Source organism: Citrobacter sp. Cb031 (assembly GCF_030336725.1).
In the GTDB taxonomy this organism is placed as follows: Bacteria; Pseudomonadota; Gammaproteobacteria; order Enterobacterales; family Enterobacteriaceae; genus Citrobacter; species Citrobacter braakii.
On the sequence record NZ_JAOWDA010000021.1, the window covers coordinates 464,592 to 480,485 of the forward strand.

At 51.3% G+C, this 15,894-nt stretch carries 16 protein-coding genes; 8 read left to right on the forward strand and 8 right to left on the reverse strand.

The window, feature by feature from the left end; all coding sequences use genetic code 11:
- Nucleotides 1-59: 59 nt before the first annotated feature.
- A complete protein-coding gene (locus OGV93_RS06685) occupies nucleotides 60-764 on the reverse strand; it encodes a GNAT family N-acetyltransferase (protein ID WP_200010848.1) in 705 nt (234 codons plus the stop codon).
- A 169-nt stretch (nucleotides 765-933) separates the two neighbouring features.
- Here OGV93_RS06685 and OGV93_RS06690 point away from each other — a divergent pair, with 169 nt between their 5' ends.
- Both OGV93_RS06690 and OGV93_RS06695 read left to right on the forward strand, forming a co-directional pair.
- Nucleotides 934-2,052 (forward strand): YbdK family carboxylate-amine ligase, encoded by a 1,119-nt coding sequence (locus OGV93_RS06690; protein ID WP_019076232.1) that lies wholly within the window; start codon nucleotides 934-936, stop codon nucleotides 2,050-2,052.
- Between the two features lie 66 nt (nucleotides 2,053-2,118).
- On the forward strand, nucleotides 2,119-2,367 hold the full coding sequence (locus OGV93_RS06695) for a DUF1158 domain-containing protein (RefSeq protein WP_016152175.1): 249 nt from the start codon (nucleotides 2,119-2,121) through the stop codon (nucleotides 2,365-2,367).
- Nucleotides 2,368-2,388: 21 nt separating this feature from the next.
- On the opposite strand, the gene OGV93_RS06700 is transcribed toward OGV93_RS06695, so the two are convergent.
- Both OGV93_RS06700 and OGV93_RS06705 read right to left on the reverse strand, forming a co-directional pair.
- Nucleotides 2,389-2,730: a RamA family antibiotic efflux transcriptional regulator gene (locus tag OGV93_RS06700; RefSeq protein ID WP_003021996.1), complete on the reverse strand. Its 342-nt coding sequence runs from the start codon at nucleotides 2,728-2,730 to the stop codon at nucleotides 2,389-2,391.
- A gap of 17 nt (nucleotides 2,731-2,747) precedes the next feature.
- Complete coding sequence (locus tag OGV93_RS06705) at nucleotides 2,748-3,860, reverse strand: MBL fold metallo-hydrolase (RefSeq protein ID WP_101699786.1); 1,113 nt, start codon at nucleotides 3,858-3,860, stop codon at nucleotides 2,748-2,750.
- Nucleotides 3,861-4,049: 189 nt separating this feature from the next.
- Between OGV93_RS06705 and OGV93_RS06710 the strand changes: the two genes are divergently transcribed.
- From OGV93_RS06710 to OGV93_RS06725, 4 genes are all read left to right on the forward strand, one after another.
- Nucleotides 4,050-4,631, forward strand: coding sequence for a TetR/AcrR family transcriptional regulator (locus tag OGV93_RS06710; RefSeq protein ID WP_016152173.1), 582 nt, complete (start codon nucleotides 4,050-4,052; stop codon nucleotides 4,629-4,631).
- Complete coding sequence (locus OGV93_RS06715) at nucleotides 4,631-4,999, forward strand: MmcQ/YjbR family DNA-binding protein (protein ID WP_016152172.1); 369 nt, start codon at nucleotides 4,631-4,633, stop codon at nucleotides 4,997-4,999. The genes OGV93_RS06710 and OGV93_RS06715 overlap by 1 nt, the downstream gene beginning before the upstream one ends.
- A 119-nt stretch (nucleotides 5,000-5,118) precedes the next feature.
- The gene (gene nfsB / locus OGV93_RS06720; protein WP_016152171.1) at nucleotides 5,119-5,772 is read left to right on the forward strand and encodes an oxygen-insensitive NAD(P)H nitroreductase; all 654 of its coding nucleotides are present in this window, start codon (nucleotides 5,119-5,121) and stop codon (nucleotides 5,770-5,772) included.
- Between the two features lie 64 nt (nucleotides 5,773-5,836).
- Complete coding sequence (locus OGV93_RS06725) at nucleotides 5,837-7,081, forward strand: mechanosensitive ion channel family protein (protein ID WP_131347972.1); 1,245 nt, start codon at nucleotides 5,837-5,839, stop codon at nucleotides 7,079-7,081.
- A 3-nt stretch (nucleotides 7,082-7,084) separates the two neighbouring features.
- Here OGV93_RS06725 and OGV93_RS06730 read toward each other — a convergent pair whose 3' ends face one another.
- From OGV93_RS06730 to pheP, 5 genes are all read right to left on the reverse strand, one after another.
- The gene (locus tag OGV93_RS06730) at nucleotides 7,085-8,065 is read right to left on the reverse strand and encodes a LacI family DNA-binding transcriptional regulator (protein ID WP_016152169.1); all 981 of its coding nucleotides are present in this window, start codon (nucleotides 8,063-8,065) and stop codon (nucleotides 7,085-7,087) included.
- Between the two features lie 77 nt (nucleotides 8,066-8,142).
- Nucleotides 8,143-9,294 carry a Gfo/Idh/MocA family protein gene (locus OGV93_RS06735; RefSeq protein ID WP_287109459.1) on the reverse strand — a complete coding sequence of 384 codons (1,152 nt, stop codon included), beginning with the start codon at nucleotides 9,292-9,294 and terminating at the stop codon, nucleotides 8,143-8,145.
- Complete coding sequence (locus OGV93_RS06740; RefSeq protein WP_019076229.1) at nucleotides 9,291-10,319, reverse strand: sugar phosphate isomerase/epimerase family protein; 1,029 nt, start codon at nucleotides 10,317-10,319, stop codon at nucleotides 9,291-9,293. Before OGV93_RS06740 ends, OGV93_RS06735 begins: the two co-directional genes overlap by 4 nt.
- A gap of 15 nt (nucleotides 10,320-10,334) precedes the next feature.
- Nucleotides 10,335-11,576: an MFS transporter gene (locus OGV93_RS06745; RefSeq protein ID WP_016155933.1), complete on the reverse strand. Its 1,242-nt coding sequence runs from the start codon at nucleotides 11,574-11,576 to the stop codon at nucleotides 10,335-10,337.
- A gap of 165 nt (nucleotides 11,577-11,741) precedes the next feature.
- Nucleotides 11,742-13,136: a phenylalanine transporter gene (pheP, locus tag OGV93_RS06750; protein WP_047415083.1), complete on the reverse strand. Its 1,395-nt coding sequence runs from the start codon at nucleotides 13,134-13,136 to the stop codon at nucleotides 11,742-11,744.
- Nucleotides 13,137-13,382: 246 nt separating this feature from the next.
- Between pheP and OGV93_RS06755 the strand changes: the two genes are divergently transcribed.
- Together OGV93_RS06755 and OGV93_RS06760 are read left to right on the forward strand one after the other, a co-directional pair.
- Entirely contained in the window at nucleotides 13,383-14,558 is a 1,176-nt protein-coding gene (locus tag OGV93_RS06755; RefSeq protein WP_046275128.1) for a coiled-coil domain-containing protein, read from the forward strand.
- Between the two features lie 618 nt (nucleotides 14,559-15,176).
- The gene (locus tag OGV93_RS06760) at nucleotides 15,177-15,755 is read left to right on the forward strand and encodes a helix-turn-helix transcriptional regulator (protein ID WP_049040880.1); all 579 of its coding nucleotides are present in this window, start codon (nucleotides 15,177-15,179) and stop codon (nucleotides 15,753-15,755) included.
- Nucleotides 15,756-15,894 lie beyond the last annotated feature (139 nt).

The window sequence follows — 15,894 nt, forward strand, 5'->3', positions numbered from 1 at the left end:
ATAAATGCGCCCGCAGCCATAACTGACTGTGGGTGCACTGTTAATTCTTCAAAAGCGAGCTACTGCGGCTGACACGCCGCCAGCGATCGGCGTTGCTGTCCTTTTTCATCGAAGTTGTCGGCAGCCAGCCAGTGCTGCAAAACAGCGTCGCACTGGGGCCATTCGCTATCAATCATCGATAACCAGTCGCTGTCGCGATTACGCCCCTTGCGCACAATCTTCTGGCGAAAACGTCCTTCGAAGATAAACCCAAGGCGCTCCGCCGCCCGACGGGAAGCCGTGTTCAGAGAGTCACATTTCCACTCCACGCGACGATAGCCCAACGCAAACGCCTGGCGCAGCAACAGCCAGATGCTTTCGGTGCCGAGTACCGTATTTTTCATGCGCGGTGACCAGGTTACATGACCAATTTCAACCGAACCATGCTCCTGTTCGATCGCCATAAAGCACACCAGTCCCACCGCACGACCGGAACCCTGTTCAATGACAGCATAGGGAACCAGAGATGCATCCGTAGATTTGCCCTCTACCCAGCAAGCTGTGGCCTCAACGCTCGTGGGGCGAGAACTTGCAAGCCAGGTCCAGTCGCGATCGTCTGGCGCCTGCGCGTAAGCATCAAACAGATCGGCGGCATGGCTGTCGGCATCCAGGGGAACCAGTCGACAATATTGCCCTGCAAGTTCTTCCCGCGGCAGTACGGCGGCACCATTCCAGTCAGGCACAATATCGCCGACGGTCTGTCCATAAAGATTAATTTCCGGCACGATTCAACCCCTGTTGCGAAGTAAAAAATAGTTATAACACCGGCCATTTCGCCGTCAAAGCATCGCGGGGGGATTTCTGACATCGAACAGAAATTCAGCGGCCCTTCTATATGCAGCTTGCAAGATGACGCGTCTATACTGATTAAAAATCAACGCTGAAGAGAACACTATGTCCCTACCCGATTTTCATGTTTCTGACCCTTTTACGTTAGGCATTGAACTGGAAATGCAGGTGGTCAATCCTCCGGGCTACGACCTGAGCCAGGACTCTTCCCGACTGATTGACGCCGTAAAGCCGCAGCTCACCGCCGGAGAAGTAAAGCACGATATCACTGAAAGTATGCTGGAGATGGCGACCGGGGTTTGTCGCAATATCGACCAGGCGAGTGCTGAATTATCCGCCATGCAGCAGATAATCTCACGGGTTGCTGCCGAGCATCACCTCGCCATCTGTGGCGGCGGTACGCATCCGTTTCAAAAATGGCAACGTCAGGAAGTCTGCGATGACGAACGCTATCGGCGCAACCTGGAAAATTTTGGCTATCTTATTCAGCAGGCGACGGTATTCGGCCAACATGTGCATATCGGCTGCGCAAACGGCGATGATGCTATTTACCTCCTGCACGGCCTGTCGCGATTTGTTCCCCATTTTATTGCACTCTCTGCCGCCTCACCTTATATGCAGACGTCCGACACGCGGTTTGCCTGCGCGCGGCTGAATATTTTCTCCGGATTTCCCGATAATGGCCCGATGCCGTGGGTGAATAACTGGCAGGAATTCGAGGGGTTATTTCGTCGACTGGCTTACACCAGCATGATTGATAGCATTAAAGATTTACACTGGGATATCCGCCCCAGCCCACACTTTGGTACGGTAGAGGTTCGCGTCATGGACACTCCGCTAACCCTTGAACACGCAGTCAATATGGCGGGACTTATTCAGGCTACCGCCCACTGGTTGCTCACTAAACGGCCATTCAAGCACCAGGAGCGTGATTACCTGCTGTATAAATTTAACCGTTTCCAGGCCTGCCGCTTTGGCATGGCGGGAATCATCACCGACGTCAATACCGGCGATGGGCACCGCCTGTCAGATGACACGCTACGGCTACTGGAGAATGTCGCCGCTTCTGCGGACAAAGTGGGCGCGACCAGCGCGATTGAATCCTTACGGCTGCAGGTTAAAAATGGTCATGATGAAGCGCAGAGCATGCGTGATTTCGTCGCCGACGGCGGATCTCTGAGTGGTCTGGTGAAAAAACATTGTGAGATTTGGGCCGGGCTGTAAGCGTGGCGTTTGCGTTGCCCACAGAGATCCCGGACAATGGCTTTTTAACTCAAGTTTAACAATGCCATGAAACACCCGCTTGAATCACTGATGACCGCCGCAGGGATCCTGCTACTGGCTTTTTTGTCTTGCCTGCTGCTGCCCGCCCCCTCACTGGGCATTGTGCTGGCGCAAAAACTCGTCGCCACCTTTCATCTAATGGATCTCAACCAATTTTATACTTTGCTGTTTTGTCTGTGGTTTTTACTGCTGGGGGTGATTGAATATTTTGTACTGCGTTTTATCTGGCGGCGCTGGTTCTCGCTGGCGGATTAGACCCGCGAGAACCCTTTGCCGTTAATGCGTTCGGCTATGATTTTCTTTGCGATACGCGCCCGGCGGCTGGCTGAACGTACGGGTGAAAATTCGCGTAAAGGTCTGCTGCGAATCGAATCCGTATTTCAAACAGATGTCATACACTTTCTGGTCGGTATCGCGTAGATCGCGCGCCGCCAGTAGCAGCTTACGCTCGCGGATGTAGCGCCCGAGGCTTTCACCTTTGTACTGCATAAAAAGACGCTGCAGGTGCCATTTGGAATATCCCGCATGGCGTGCAATATCATCAATGCGCAATGGCTGATTCAAATTATCATCAATCCATTCAACAATCGTATCAATGACCTGAGCAGAAATCGTCATCATGCTCTCCCCTGTATTCATTGAGTCGCCTGTTGCCACCAGGCCGTAAACGGTTGGTCCGGTTCGGACAAAATTACCGGTTCACCCAGCATTGGCGTCAGTAGTCGGTAATCCTGACGACGGCTGGCAAGCGCCAGTCGTTTGTAAGGATCATCCCAGGTATGTTTCGCCAGAACGAAACGGCCGGCATGCCCTGGCAACACGGTTTTCGCATGCAGATCGGCCGCGGCCTGCGCCGTCTCTTCTGGCATCATGTGAATAAACTTCCAGTCCTGGTCATATTGACCGTTCTCCATAATCGCCAAATCAACCGAGCCAAACTGCTCACCGATGGCTTTAAAATGCGGTCCATAGCCGGAATCTCCGCTGTAATAAACGTTCTGCTCCGGCGTTTCGAACATGAAGCTCGCCCATAGCGTCTGGTTGCGCTTGATACCGCGCCCCGAAAAATGACGAGCAGGCAGCACATGAACGATCAGTGAATCCGTCACTCTGACGGACTGATTCCAGTCCCGCTCTTCGATTATCTCGCTGCGCATCCCCCAGTAACGCAGATGCGACCCTACGCCGAGCGGCGTAATCACCCGCTTAATTTTCGGCATTAACGCCTTGATAGTGGCGAGATCCAGATGGTCATAGTGATCGTGCGAGATAATGAGCAGATCGATCTCCGGCATCGTCTGCGCAGTCCACGGATAATCCCCGGCAAAGGCTTTGTTCAGGAATGAAAACGGTGCGGCATAATTGCTAAATACCGGATCAATCAGGATACGTTGACCCGCCAGCTGCAAATACCATGAGGAGTGGCCCAGCCAGACCAGAGTATCCTGCTGTGGCGAAAGTCCGGCGAGATCGGTTGCCACCAGCGGTAACGGCTGCGCCGGGCGCGCATTATCACGCTTAGCGACCAGAAATTCCCACCAGGCCGCCAGCATGCCTTTGTTGCCGGTATAGCCCGGTGTCGGCACCTGGTTATGAAACTGTCCATCACGATAGTGAGGTGACTGTTCAACCAAACTCAGTTGTGCCCCTTGCGGGGCCTGACCAAACCCGGCATTGAGTACAAACGGTAAACTTGCAGCTGCGGCAATAAGCATAATAACAACCACATAAACTGTGAGACGCTTCATATCCTGACCTTAAACGCGCCCCTTTCCGCTGGTTTGCGCGACTGACTCTTGATTATGAGTGAGTAAGCACTCATTATAGAAATCGAAAGTTCGCCGTCAAGATGATTTTCAATCTTTGACATTCGCCGTTGCGGTGCTGCAAAGGCCGTGATTCAATCATGTTTTTTACAGACTTAAGGGTAAAGTGTAGTGGCTCGTCCGAAGAGTGAAGACAAAAAACTGGCATTACTGGAAGCTGCAACCACAGCATTTGCACAATCAGGCATTGCGGCATCTACCGCCGTGATAGCCCGCAATGCAGGGGTTGCGGAGGGGACGTTGTTTCGCTATTTCGCGACCAAAGATGATTTGATCAACGAGCTTTACCTCTTTTTGAAGCAAGACCTTTGTCAGTCGATGATGGCAAATTTGGATCGATCGGTGACCGATGCCAAAACCATGACTCACTACATCTGGAACAGCTACATTAGCTGGGGCCTGAACCATACCTGCGGGCATCGCACGATTCGTCAGTTGGCCGTCAGCGAGAAAATCAGTAAAGAAACGGAACAGCAGGCTGACGATATGTTCCCGGAACTGCGCGATCTTTGTCATCGCTCCGTACGACCTGAGTTTATGTCTGACGAGTATCGCGCCTTTGGCGACGCGCTGTTTCTTTCTCTGGCAGAGACCACCATGGAGTTCGCCGCCCGCGACGCGGCTCGCGCAAAAGAATATATTTCGATGGGATTTGAGGCGATGTGGCGCGCACTCACCCGTGAGGAAAAATAATGGACGGCCAGACCTTACATGCCTGTGCAAAGCGCCTTGCGCTTGAACTGCCTTTTACCGAGCACTGCTGGCCATTCGGCCCGGAATACGATGTCTTCAAAGTCGGCGGCAAAATTTTTATGCTGGTCTCAGAGCTTCGCGGACGCCCGCTGGTTAACCTGAAAGCCGATCCGCAAAAGTCACTGTTAAATCAGCAGATCTACCCCAGCATTGAACCCGGCTATCACATGAATAAAAAGCACTGGATATCGGTCTACCCAGGCGACGACATTACCGAGTCATTACTGACGGAGTTGGTAAATGATTCATGGCATCGCGTCGTAGACGGCCTGGCGAAGCGGGATCAAAAACGCCTGCGTCCAGGTTGATTTATCGTTAACTCCGATAAGTGTTTTTGCATTTTCCTGTCTTATCTTTTTCTTGCTAACCCTGTACTCTGCTGAAACAAAACGCACCCGCAGGGTATGAAAAATCACCAGGAGTAGTTATGGATATTGTTTCTGTCGCCTTAAAACGTTACTCCACTAAGGCATTCGATCCGAATAAAAAACTGACCGCAGAGCAGGCCGAAAAATTAAAAACGCTGCTGCAGTTTAGTCCGTCCAGCACCAACTCTCAGCCGTGGCACTTTATCGTTGCCAGCACTGACGAAGGTAAAGCGCGCGTGGCGAAATCCGCAGCCGGCGGCTTTGTATTCAACGAACGTAAAATGCTGGATGCTTCCCACGTCGTGGTGTTCTGCGCCAAAACGGCGATGGACGATGCCTGGCTGGAGCGCGTGGTGGATCAAGAAGAGCGCGATGGCCGTTTCGCCACCCCTGAAGCCAAAGCCGCAAACCACAAAGGCCGCACCTTCTTTGCCGACATGCATCGCAAAGAGCTGAAAGATGACAACCACTGGATGGCAAAACAGGTGTATCTGAACGTCGGTAACTTCCTGCTGGGCGTGGCGGCGATGGGTCTGGATGCGGTGCCGATCGAAGGCTTCGATGCGGCGGTGATGGATGCAGAATTTGGCCTGAAAGAAAAAGGATTCACCAGCGTAGTTGTGGTCCCGGTGGGTCATCACAGCGTAGAAGATTTCAACGCCGCGTTGCCAAAATCTCGTCTGCCGCTGGAAACAACACTGACGGAAGTTTAATCCCCGCATTTGCATAAGCTCTACACAGCGGTCATCATAGACCGCTGTTTATTAAGGAGACGTTATGCAGGAATTGATATCTCAGGTAGAAGAACTCGGCATTGAAATAAATCACACCACCTCACTGGTGATGATTTTTGGCATTATTTTTATCACCGCCATTATTGTTCACGTTATTTTGCACTGGGTGGTATTACGCGCATTTGAAAAGCGCGCCAACGCCAGCTCCCGCCTGTGGCTACAAATCATCACGCAGAACAAGTTATTTCATCGGCTGGCATTCACCCTGCAGGGTATCATTGTCAATATACAGGCCGCACTCTGGTTGCAGAAAGGCAGTGAAGCAGCAGAAATATTAGGGACCTGTGCACAACTGTGGATCATGATGTACGCCCTGTTGTCCTTGTTTTCCCTGCTGGACGTCATTCTCAATCTGTCGCAAAAATTCCCTGCCGCATCGCAATTGCCGCTAAAAGGCATATTTCAGGGCATCAAGCTCATCAGCGCTATTGTCGTCGGAATATTGATGATTTCCCTGCTGATTGGTCAGTCACCGGCAATATTGATAAGCGGTCTGGGTGCCATGGCCGCCGTGTTAATGCTGGTGTTTAAAGATCCGATCCTCGGGCTAGTGGCCGGAATACAGCTTTCAGCCAACGATATGTTGAAGTTGGGTGACTGGCTGGAAATGCCTAAATACGGCGCAGATGGCGCGGTGATTGATATTGGCTTAACCACCGTAAAAGTGCGCAACTGGGATAACACCATCACCACTATCCCAACCTGGTCACTGGTATCGGACTCATTTAAAAACTGGAGTGGGATGTCGGCTTCCGGTGGGCGACGCATTAAACGCAGCATCAGCATTGATGCCACCAGCATTCATTTTCTTGATGAGGATGAGCGTCAGCGGCTGCATAAAGCGCACCTGCTGAAACCGTATTTGACCACGCGCCATCAGGAAATTGACGAGTGGAATCAGCAGTTAGATGCACCTGAATCAGTATTAAACCACCGTCGGATGACGAATATTGGCACCTTCCGCGCCTATCTGAACGAATATTTGCGTCATCATCCGCGGATTCGCAAAGATATGACGTTAATGGTGCGCCAGCTTGCGCCAGACGATCACGGCTTACCGATCGAAATTTATGCCTTTACTAATACGGTGGTCTGGCTGGAATATGAAAGTATTCAGGCTGATATTTTCGACCATATATTCGCCGTGATCGAAGAATTTGGCTTGCGCATTCATCAGTCACCCACCGGAAATGATATTCGCGCGCTGTCAGGCGCGTTTCAACGCTAACGCTCAGGTACTGGCGCGTGAAATATAGCGCCAGTCCATCATCACCCTTTCCGTCTGCGCGTCAGGATTTTCTATTTTATTCAGCAGCAATCCTACCGCTTTGCGGCCTATATCCCGCGAGGGCTGCTCAATGGTCGAAAGCTGTGGGGAAACCATTTCTGCCAGTTCCGTACCGTCGAATCCCACGACGGCGATATCCTGCGGGATCTGTAATCCGGCATTGAGAATAGCACGCATCGCGCCAGCGGCCAGCGTGTCCGATACGGCAAACACCGCGTCGGGTTTCACCTCTGCGGCAAGCAATGTTTTCATCGCCGCAATTCCTGCACTGGAACTTAACTCGCTGGCGTATTCTACGGCCTGATACTCAAGCGACAGCGCATGCAGCGCCGCTTTATAGCCACGTTCGCGCAACCGGGCGTATTTATAACTCAGATCATGATTGATTAGCGCAATGCGTCGATAGCCCTTTTCCACCAGGTGAGATATTACCGACTGCGCAGCGTCAACATCGTTAATCCCTACGCAGGAAACCGCGCCTTTATCAGCATATTCCGCGCACTGAACCCAGGGAGCGTCGCCAATCAGCGTGGTCAGTTCCGGTAATTTTGAGAATGCATCCATGGTGATAATGCCATCAACGATTTTCCCCGACAGCAGCTTTAACGCCGATTTTGAGCGGGCGGTATCCGAGCCGGAATTACACAGCAAAATGCGATAGCCATTCTTTTCCGCCTCTTCTTCAATGCCTTTAACAACCTCTGCACAAAAAGGGTTGGCAATGTTGGAAACCATCACCAGAATCATCGAACTGCGTGCCGTACGCAGCTGACGAGCCAGCAGGTTGGGCTGATAATTGCTTTCTTTAATAGCCTGTAGCACGCGCTCGCGATTTTTGGCTTTGACGGTATCACTGTGATTCAGCACACGCGATACCGTCGCCACCGACACACCGGCAAGCTGGGCGATTTTTTGAATAGACATAACGACGACAAGTCCTGCGGTTTAGGCTTTACGTTGAGGCTACCATAAAATCACTGCCCGGCGAACCGGGTGCGTGTTTAGCGCTGCACTGATACCCAGCGCTGCTGCTGATGGCTTTTTATAATCGCATCAATGATATACATCACATCCGCACCATCAGAAAATGACGCAAATCGACGCTCAGCCGTCGCGGGCATTTTGCCTGCCTGCACCGCCTGATAGAACTGCTGCATCATATTCTTGAACGCATCCGGCCAGCCCTCAATATGCCCACCCGGAAAGTGCGCACTGGCAGCAACATCCGCATTCATCAATCCTGGGTCATCGGTCAGGATCTGGTTCGCCTGCTGACGGTGCCCGATCCAAAGCTGTTGCGGCGTTTCCTGATCCCAGTGCAGTGAACTCTGGCTACCGTTAATTTCAAAGCTCAGGTGATTCTTGCGCCCGGCACTCACCTGTGAAACGCTAAAGCAGCCTTTGCTACCATCGTCAAAACGTACCAGCACCGATCCACAATCTTCCGTCGTCACCGCTTTATCCTCAAATTGCAGGTCAGCCGTTTGCTGGCCAAACGTAGCGTTACTGGCGATGCTGGCTTTTCGTACCGGCCAGACGATAGCCAGATCGGCCATCACCTCGACAATACGTTTTCCAGTGACGAATTGCACCGTGTCACACCAGTGGGAACCGATATCCGCTACCGCCCGTGAGTTGCCGCCCTGTTTGGCATCGACCCGCCAGTTGTAGTCAGTTTCCAGCAGCATCCAGTCCTGCAAATAGCTCCCCTGGACGGCAAACAGACGCCCCACGCTACCGCGCCTGACCATGCTGGCAACCTGTTGTACCATCGCAAACTGACGATAGACAAAGCTCACGCCGTGCACCACTCCTCCCTGCTCCGCCAGCGTTTCCAGTTCACGAGCCTCCTCAGGCGTCATACACAGCGGCTTTTCTGAAAACACATGCAGACCCGCGCGTAGAATCTGCCGATTGATGTCGGCATGCAGATGATTCGGCGTACAGTTATGCACCACCTGCAGCCCGGGATGCGCCAGCAGCGCCTCAACGCTGCCGTACGCCTGAGGAATATGAAGAGCATCTGCACGTTCCTGAGCAACCGCCAGCGAGCTATCACAAAGCGCCACCACGTTCACACCGCCGAGTCGACGCAACGCCTCGATATGTGCAGGCCCAATAAAACCGCTGCCAATAATGCCAACCTGTATCATTTGCGTACCTCATCGCCAGCGGCGAAATCATCAAATGCGCGTGAAGAAACCGGAATAATGTGGCGGCGTATAAAATCGCTCCCCTCACGCGCCCCGGTTTGCGCGTCTTTCAGGCAACACTCCCATTCCAGTACCGCCCAGCCAGGGAAATCATATTGTGTGAGCTTGCTGAAGATGGTTTTGAAATCGACCTGACCGTCCCCCAGGGAACGGAAACGCCCAGCGCGATCGAGCCACGGCTGATAACCGCCATAGACACCACTGCGGCTACTGGCATGGTACTCAGCGTCCTTGACGTGAAACGCTTTAATGCGCGAGTGGTAAACATCGATAAACCCAAGGTAATCCATCTGCTGCAATAACAGATGGCTCGGGTCATAGAGAATGTTGCAGCGAGGATGATGATTAACCAGCGCCAGAAAGCGCTCGAACGTTACGCCATCGTGCAGATCTTCACCGGGATGGATCTCAAAGCAAACATCCACCCCATGATGATCAAAGCGATCGAGAATGGGTCTCCAGCGGCGCGCCAGCTCCAGAAAAGCCTCTTCAAAGCGCTGACGGTTATGCGGTGGCCACGGATAAAAGAAAGGCCAGGCGAGCGAACCAGAAAACGTAGCATGCGCCGTCAGCCCCAGCCTTTGCGAAGCCGCAGCGGCCTGGTGGAGGGTTTCGATGGCCCACGCCTGCCTGGCCTGCGGATTAGCGCGTACAGATGGCGGAGCAAATCCGTCAAAAGCGTCATCGTAAGCCGGATGGACGGCAACCAGTTGGCCTTCAAGATGGGTAGATAGTTCGCTAATCACCAGCCCATGCCCGGCCAGCATCCCATGAATATCATCACAATAGGCCTGACTTCTGGCTGCTTGTTCGACATCAAACAAAGACTTGTGATTACACGGGATTTGTAATGCCTTATAGCCCAGCTCCGCCGCCCATTTTGCCACGCCTTCCAGGGTGTTAAATGGGGGACGATCCCCGATAAATTGCGCCAGAAAAATGCCAGGCCCCTTGATGGTTTTCATAACCCCTCCTGAAAATTACGCCTGCTCTTTGTCGTCATACTTGAAAGAGAAAAGGAAAATCACGGCAATCACTGCGGCAGCCACTGCCGGGATCCACCAGAATGTGGTCCACGCCTGAGGCACCGTTTGCCCCGCCACCAGACGGTTGTAAAGTGCGCCTGAAATTTGCGAACCAAGCAGCATACCGATCCCATAGGTAAACATAACGATCATGCTTTGCGCCTGGCCTTTTACTTTCTCCCCGGCAATACGATCGGTGTAAATAAAGCCGACCACGAAGAAGAAGTCGTAGCACACGCCGTGCAGCAGAATGCCGAGATACAGCAGGAATCGGCCCTCTTCGCTGATGCCGAGGGCAAAGAATGCGTAGCGCACAAACCAGGCGCACATCCCGATTAACAACATGTATTTCACGCCCAGACGCCTGAACAGGAACGGGATCACCAGCATGAAGAAAATTTCAGACATCTGACCAAACGACATCGCCGTACTGACATCGCCAACGCCCGCATCAGCCAGAAACGACGCGGTATATGCGTAATAGGTTCCCAACGGTACAGAAATAAGGGTCGCGCAGAGCGAGAAGACAAAAAAGTGACGAACCTTGAGTAAGGCGAAAGCATCCGCACAAAACAGATCGCGCACTTTTACCGGCAGTCCTTTCGCCGGTGCGGGCGTGTTGGGCAACGTCAGGCTGTAGAGCGCCAGAATCACAGAAATAACCGCCGCCAGCGTAAAGATGCCGGTAGTATCCGAGATTCCGGTTACGCCGATAAAAATCCCCGCGACAATCCAGCCAATGGTGCCAAACACCCGCACCACCGGGAAAGTTTTGTCTTTATCCGACAGGCTATGAAAAGCAATGTTGTTGGTAAGCGCCAGCGTTGGCATGTAGCACAACGTGTAGCCAAACAGCAGACCAATCAACAGCGCACCGTTTTGCGCCACCAATGCCTGCGGAACAAACCAGAGGATCGCCGCGCCTGCAAGGTGCATCACCGCCATCACCTTTTGCGAGGCAAAGAAGCGGTCTACCAGCATCCCTAAGACGAACGGCGACAGAATAGAAGCAATGGGCCCGGCTGAAAACGCATCGCCAATCAGCAGCGACATGTTGTGCTGGCTCATCACCAACCCCAGCGTGACGGACCAACTTCCCCAGATAAAGAACTGTAAGAACATCATTAGCGACAGCCGGGGTACCAGCAGCCGGTACTGTACGTTCTGTTTTCCACTACTTTCGGTTGTTGACACCATTTTTTGCCTCACCTTTAAAAAGTAATCGATTACAAAATAGATTCAATAGAAAAGTAATCGATTACAAAATAAAGATCCTGCCAGCAAAGGCAAAATTGCGAGAGCGGTCACGATAAACATTGGGAGAAGATCCGATCCCATCCTGACGATGGGATCGGTAGAAACTTAGCGGGACTTACGACACAGCAGTTTGAAGGCAACGAACAGGAACAGGATCCACACCGGCAGGAGGATAGCTGACAGGCGCATATCGTCCATCGTACACATCAGCACCAGAATCATGCCAAGGAAAGCAATACACAGATAGTTCCCTGCCGGGTACAGCAGCGCTTTGAACTGCGTCTCACGTCCCTTACGACGCATCGCCGCCCGGAATCGCAGATGGGCCAGGCAGATCATAATCCAGTTCAACAACAGCGTCGCCACAACCAGCGCCATCAGCAGGCTAAAGGCCTTTTGTGGCAGGACATAGTTGATCAGTACGACCAGAGACGTAATAGCACCGGAGAGGATCAGTGAATTCACTGGTACGCCGCGACGGCTGACGCGGGTTAAGAACTTCGGCGCGTTCCCCTGGACAGAGAGACCAAACAGCATACGGCTGTTAGAGTAGACGCCACTGTTATATACCGACAGCGAAGCCACCAGAATGACAAAGTTCAGCGCTGAAGCCACCACGTTGCTATCAAGATTATGGAAGATCATCACAAACGGGCTGCTGTTGGATTTCACTTCCACCCACGGGTACAGCGCCAGCAGCACCACCAGAGAACCGATGTAAAACAGCAGAATACGGTACACCACCTGGTTTACCGCCTTTGGAATGCTTTTCTGCGGATCCTGCGCTTCTGCGGCAGTAATCCCGATAAGCTCAAGTCCGCCAAAGGAGAACATAATCACCGCCAGCGACAGGATCAACCCGTTCCAGCCGGTGGCAAAAAAGCCGTTGTAACGCCACAGGTTATCAATGCTTGCATGTTCCCCGCCGTGACCGGAAAACAGCATCCACACGCCAAAACCAATCATGCCGATAATGGCCAGCACTTTAATCAGCGCAAACCAGAATTCCGTTTCGCCATACAGACGTACGTTGACCAGGTTAACTGCGTTGATGATCACGAAGAATGCCGCGGCCCAAATCCAGGTCGGGACATCGGGCAGCCAGTACTGCATGTAGATCCCAGCCGCGGTCAGTTCCGCCATGCCAACCAGCACAAACATCACCCAGTAGTTCCAGCCGGACAGAAAACCCGCGAACGGTCCCCAGTATTTATAGGCAAAATGGGCAAACGATCCGGAAACGGGTTCTTCCACCACCATTTCGCCCAGTTGACGCATAATCAAAAAAGCGATGATCCCGGCAACGCCGTAACCCAGTAACACCGCAGGTCCCGCCATCTGAATAGCCGGGCCAATGCCCAAAAACAGGCCGGTACCAATTGCGCCGCCCAGCGCAATTAATTGAATATGGCGGTTTTGCAACCCCCGCTGAAGCGTCGGCTCATTCGTTGACGCGGCATCAGACACGCTGGTGTCAGATGCAGTTGACGCGTTTTTCACGCCCTTCCCCTGTGTCGTTTTTATTGAAGGGGCTTCTTTTAACATTTCAACCTGGTTGTCGCAAGGCGCAATAAGGACCCGCTGTGCCCGTGGCATTGCGTTTGTTCATAATTACAGTGAATTATTCTGGACGAAAAGGCATCGCAGGCCACAGAATGCGCTTTACTGTTTTTCTAACATTTTCAAACGGGTGAACCCGCTGTGTTTCAGCCACTCGTTTTTGAGCCAGGCCAGGCAACGACTGTCATGAATAAGATCATCAAACGACTGGAAATCGTCAAAAGCGCTATTGAACTGGAAGATGAGGAGATTATTTTCCAGCAGGTAGATCATCTGAAAAATGAGCCTATGTCAGTCTTGCCAGGCGCCATCGTTCAGGCGCTCGAAGCACGGCGCTTTAGTGATGCCCTACGTGAAATCACGGCCTGGCTGCAATCTCAACGGGCAGTCTCAACGTGGCAGGATCCTGCCATTGCCGCCAGTAAACTGGAACTAAAAGCGCTCGAAACACAGCTGCGTGACCTGATCGATAAGCGCAACACGCGCATTCAAATCCTCGATGATTTCAACGATCTGTATCATCTTCGCCTTGGGCCGCTGATGAGCCGGATCCTCGAGTTGCGTAAACAGCTCGCCGCCAGCGCCCAGCGCAAACAGGAAGCGGAGCGAAAACGCCGGGAACAAGACTATCAATCCTGCCAGCACTATATTTCCCAGGCTGTTGATCAACTGGCCAGGCTTAAGCAGCTCTGGATGAACCAGAATTCAGATTCGCACGAATCGGTGGAAACACGTCAACGAATTCAGCAACAAACGGAGCTTATTACCGCCCTGCTGGCGGAGATTCGTGAGCTGGAAAACGACTTTTCTCGCCAGGACGACAGCGCAGCCCGTCAGGCACAGGAAGAAGCCAGCCATGAATATGATGAATATCAGGAGCAGCAGCAGGATGCGCAACATCGTTTTAGCCGTGACCAACGGCTTTCTTCTGAAGAGCGTAATGAGTTAAAACGCCTGTGGCGTCAGGCCAGCCGTCTTTGTCATCCGGACGTGGTGGCGGACGATCTGAAAGAGAAAGCGCATCAGATGATGGTGCAGCTTAACCAGGCGCGCCAAAATGCCGACCTTGCTGCCGTTCGGGCGCTACTGACTCAATTGCAAAGCGGCCTCGAACCGATGATGGCGAGTGACCGATTGAACGATCTGCAGCATTTACGCAGCAAAATACAGCAGCTCAGAGAACAAATTAACGCTCTGCTCAAAGAGATTACCGAACTGGAAGCTGAGAACGCCTGGCGCCTTGCCACCTCCGTGACGGATAAAGAGGCTTACTTCTCCGATCAACAACGGGCGCTTACGGAAATCCGCAATACGCTGGAACAACAGGTGCAACAGGTTGAGCAGGAGCTGTTGGCGGGGTAAGCGCTATCAGCGATAGCAAGCAGAAAATACAACATCTTCAAGGGAGGTTTGAAGATTAAGCACCAAATGATAAAAATAGCACAAAATGCTTAGTTATTAAGATAGGTCAGAGTTATCACCTTAAATGCTCGAATTTTAGGTCGATAACTGCAAATAAGACAATATTTCTCTCTCCCACCGCTCTCCCTCTCTCTTTATCCTGGCCTTGATTAAGAATTCTCCTACCTGCCAATAGTCCCATTAAGAAGAATGGTTATCTGTTTGAAATATAAGATTTTTCATATAAATCCCCTCCAGTATAAATAGGAATACCCTGTCTTTATAGAAATGGCTGAAACATTATTCGCGTGATCCATAAGCGAAATCTATCAATCATTTACTCAGAGCTGAAATAAACGATTTATCTTAAATTTTAACAAAGTGTAATATCTACTTTAAGAATAGTTAATGATTCAAATTAATACAGAAAATATCTGTTGAATCTGCAATAAATAAGGATGCGTTCACACCAAAGAACGTCATACGAGATTTAATTAACATTTCATGCGTCGCAAGAAACTCTTTTTTTAGACTAAAAAAAGAGGCGACCGCCTGCACCAAAATTTCAAGGAGATCGTTATGTCTAAGGCTATTTTTTTGGGTGAATCAATTTATCCCTGGCTAGGCATGCGTGAAATCCTACGTGGTTCATCATTATATATTGATATCGCGTACTACTCCTCTCAGACGCTTTCTGCCGTCAACATAATCCCTTATGAAATGGATTGCATCATTATTAATCCTGACAACTCAGATTTTTTAAAATATGCCAGGATTATCCGCAACATGGCTTTACGCCCTGCCACAAAAATTATTGTTTTGGCAGATGAAGCTACTTTTTCTATTTTTCAAACCGTTTGCGGGAGGAACATGCTGTTCCTCGATCAAGACGCCAGCCTTGATCGGTTACTGCATGCCGTGACGTGCATATCACAAAACAAAAAACCAATTAATATCAAAGAAATAAATAACAAAATCACAGCAAACGAATTTAACGTAATGATGATGCTTGCCCGGGGTTGGTCATTGACTCAAATCGCTGGGGCATCACAAAAAAGTGAAAAAACCATCGGTGCGTACAAAAGCAACATTGCCAGAAAACTCGGGAAAAATAACTCCCGACTCAAGTACACCATTTCTCACTATAGCCAGCCGTAACTGACTTATTTAAGGACAATTATCACGGTTATTATTTAAAAGATTTCCTTTCGGCTCACTTTTTAATTCCGCATTGCACGGAAGGGAATCCTATTTCCAAAAATCTATTACCGGGTAGCACATCCGCGTGCCAACCATA

Coding starts and splice junctions, on each gene's coding strand:
- OGV93_RS06690 (WP_019076232.1), top strand. CDS start 934: ATGTCCCTACCCGATTTTCATGTTTCTGACCCTTTTACGTTAGGCATT.
- OGV93_RS06695 (WP_016152175.1), top strand. CDS start 2,119: ATGAAACACCCGCTTGAATCACTGATGACCGCCGCAGGGATCCTGCTA.
- OGV93_RS06715 (WP_016152172.1), top strand. CDS start 4,631: ATGGACGGCCAGACCTTACATGCCTGTGCAAAGCGCCTTGCGCTTGAA.
- OGV93_RS06740 (WP_019076229.1), bottom strand. CDS start 10,319: ATGAAAACCATCAAGGGGCCTGGCATTTTTCTGGCGCAATTTATCGGG.
- OGV93_RS06705 (WP_101699786.1), bottom strand. CDS start 3,860: ATGAAGCGTCTCACAGTTTATGTGGTTGTTATTATGCTTATTGCCGCA.
- OGV93_RS06760 (WP_049040880.1), top strand. CDS start 15,177: ATGTCTAAGGCTATTTTTTTGGGTGAATCAATTTATCCCTGGCTAGGC.
- OGV93_RS06735 (WP_287109459.1), bottom strand. CDS start 9,294: ATGATACAGGTTGGCATTATTGGCAGCGGTTTTATTGGGCCTGCACAT.
- OGV93_RS06755 (WP_046275128.1), top strand. CDS start 13,383: ATGAATAAGATCATCAAACGACTGGAAATCGTCAAAAGCGCTATTGAA.
- nfsB (WP_016152171.1), top strand. CDS start 5,119: ATGGATATTGTTTCTGTCGCCTTAAAACGTTACTCCACTAAGGCATTC.
- OGV93_RS06745 (WP_016155933.1), bottom strand. CDS start 11,576: ATGGTGTCAACAACCGAAAGTAGTGGAAAACAGAACGTACAGTACCGG.
- OGV93_RS06700 (WP_003021996.1), bottom strand. CDS start 2,730: ATGACGATTTCTGCTCAGGTCATTGATACGATTGTTGAATGGATTGAT.
- OGV93_RS06730 (WP_016152169.1), bottom strand. CDS start 8,065: ATGTCTATTCAAAAAATCGCCCAGCTTGCCGGTGTGTCGGTGGCGACG.
- OGV93_RS06725 (WP_131347972.1), top strand. CDS start 5,837: ATGCAGGAATTGATATCTCAGGTAGAAGAACTCGGCATTGAAATAAAT.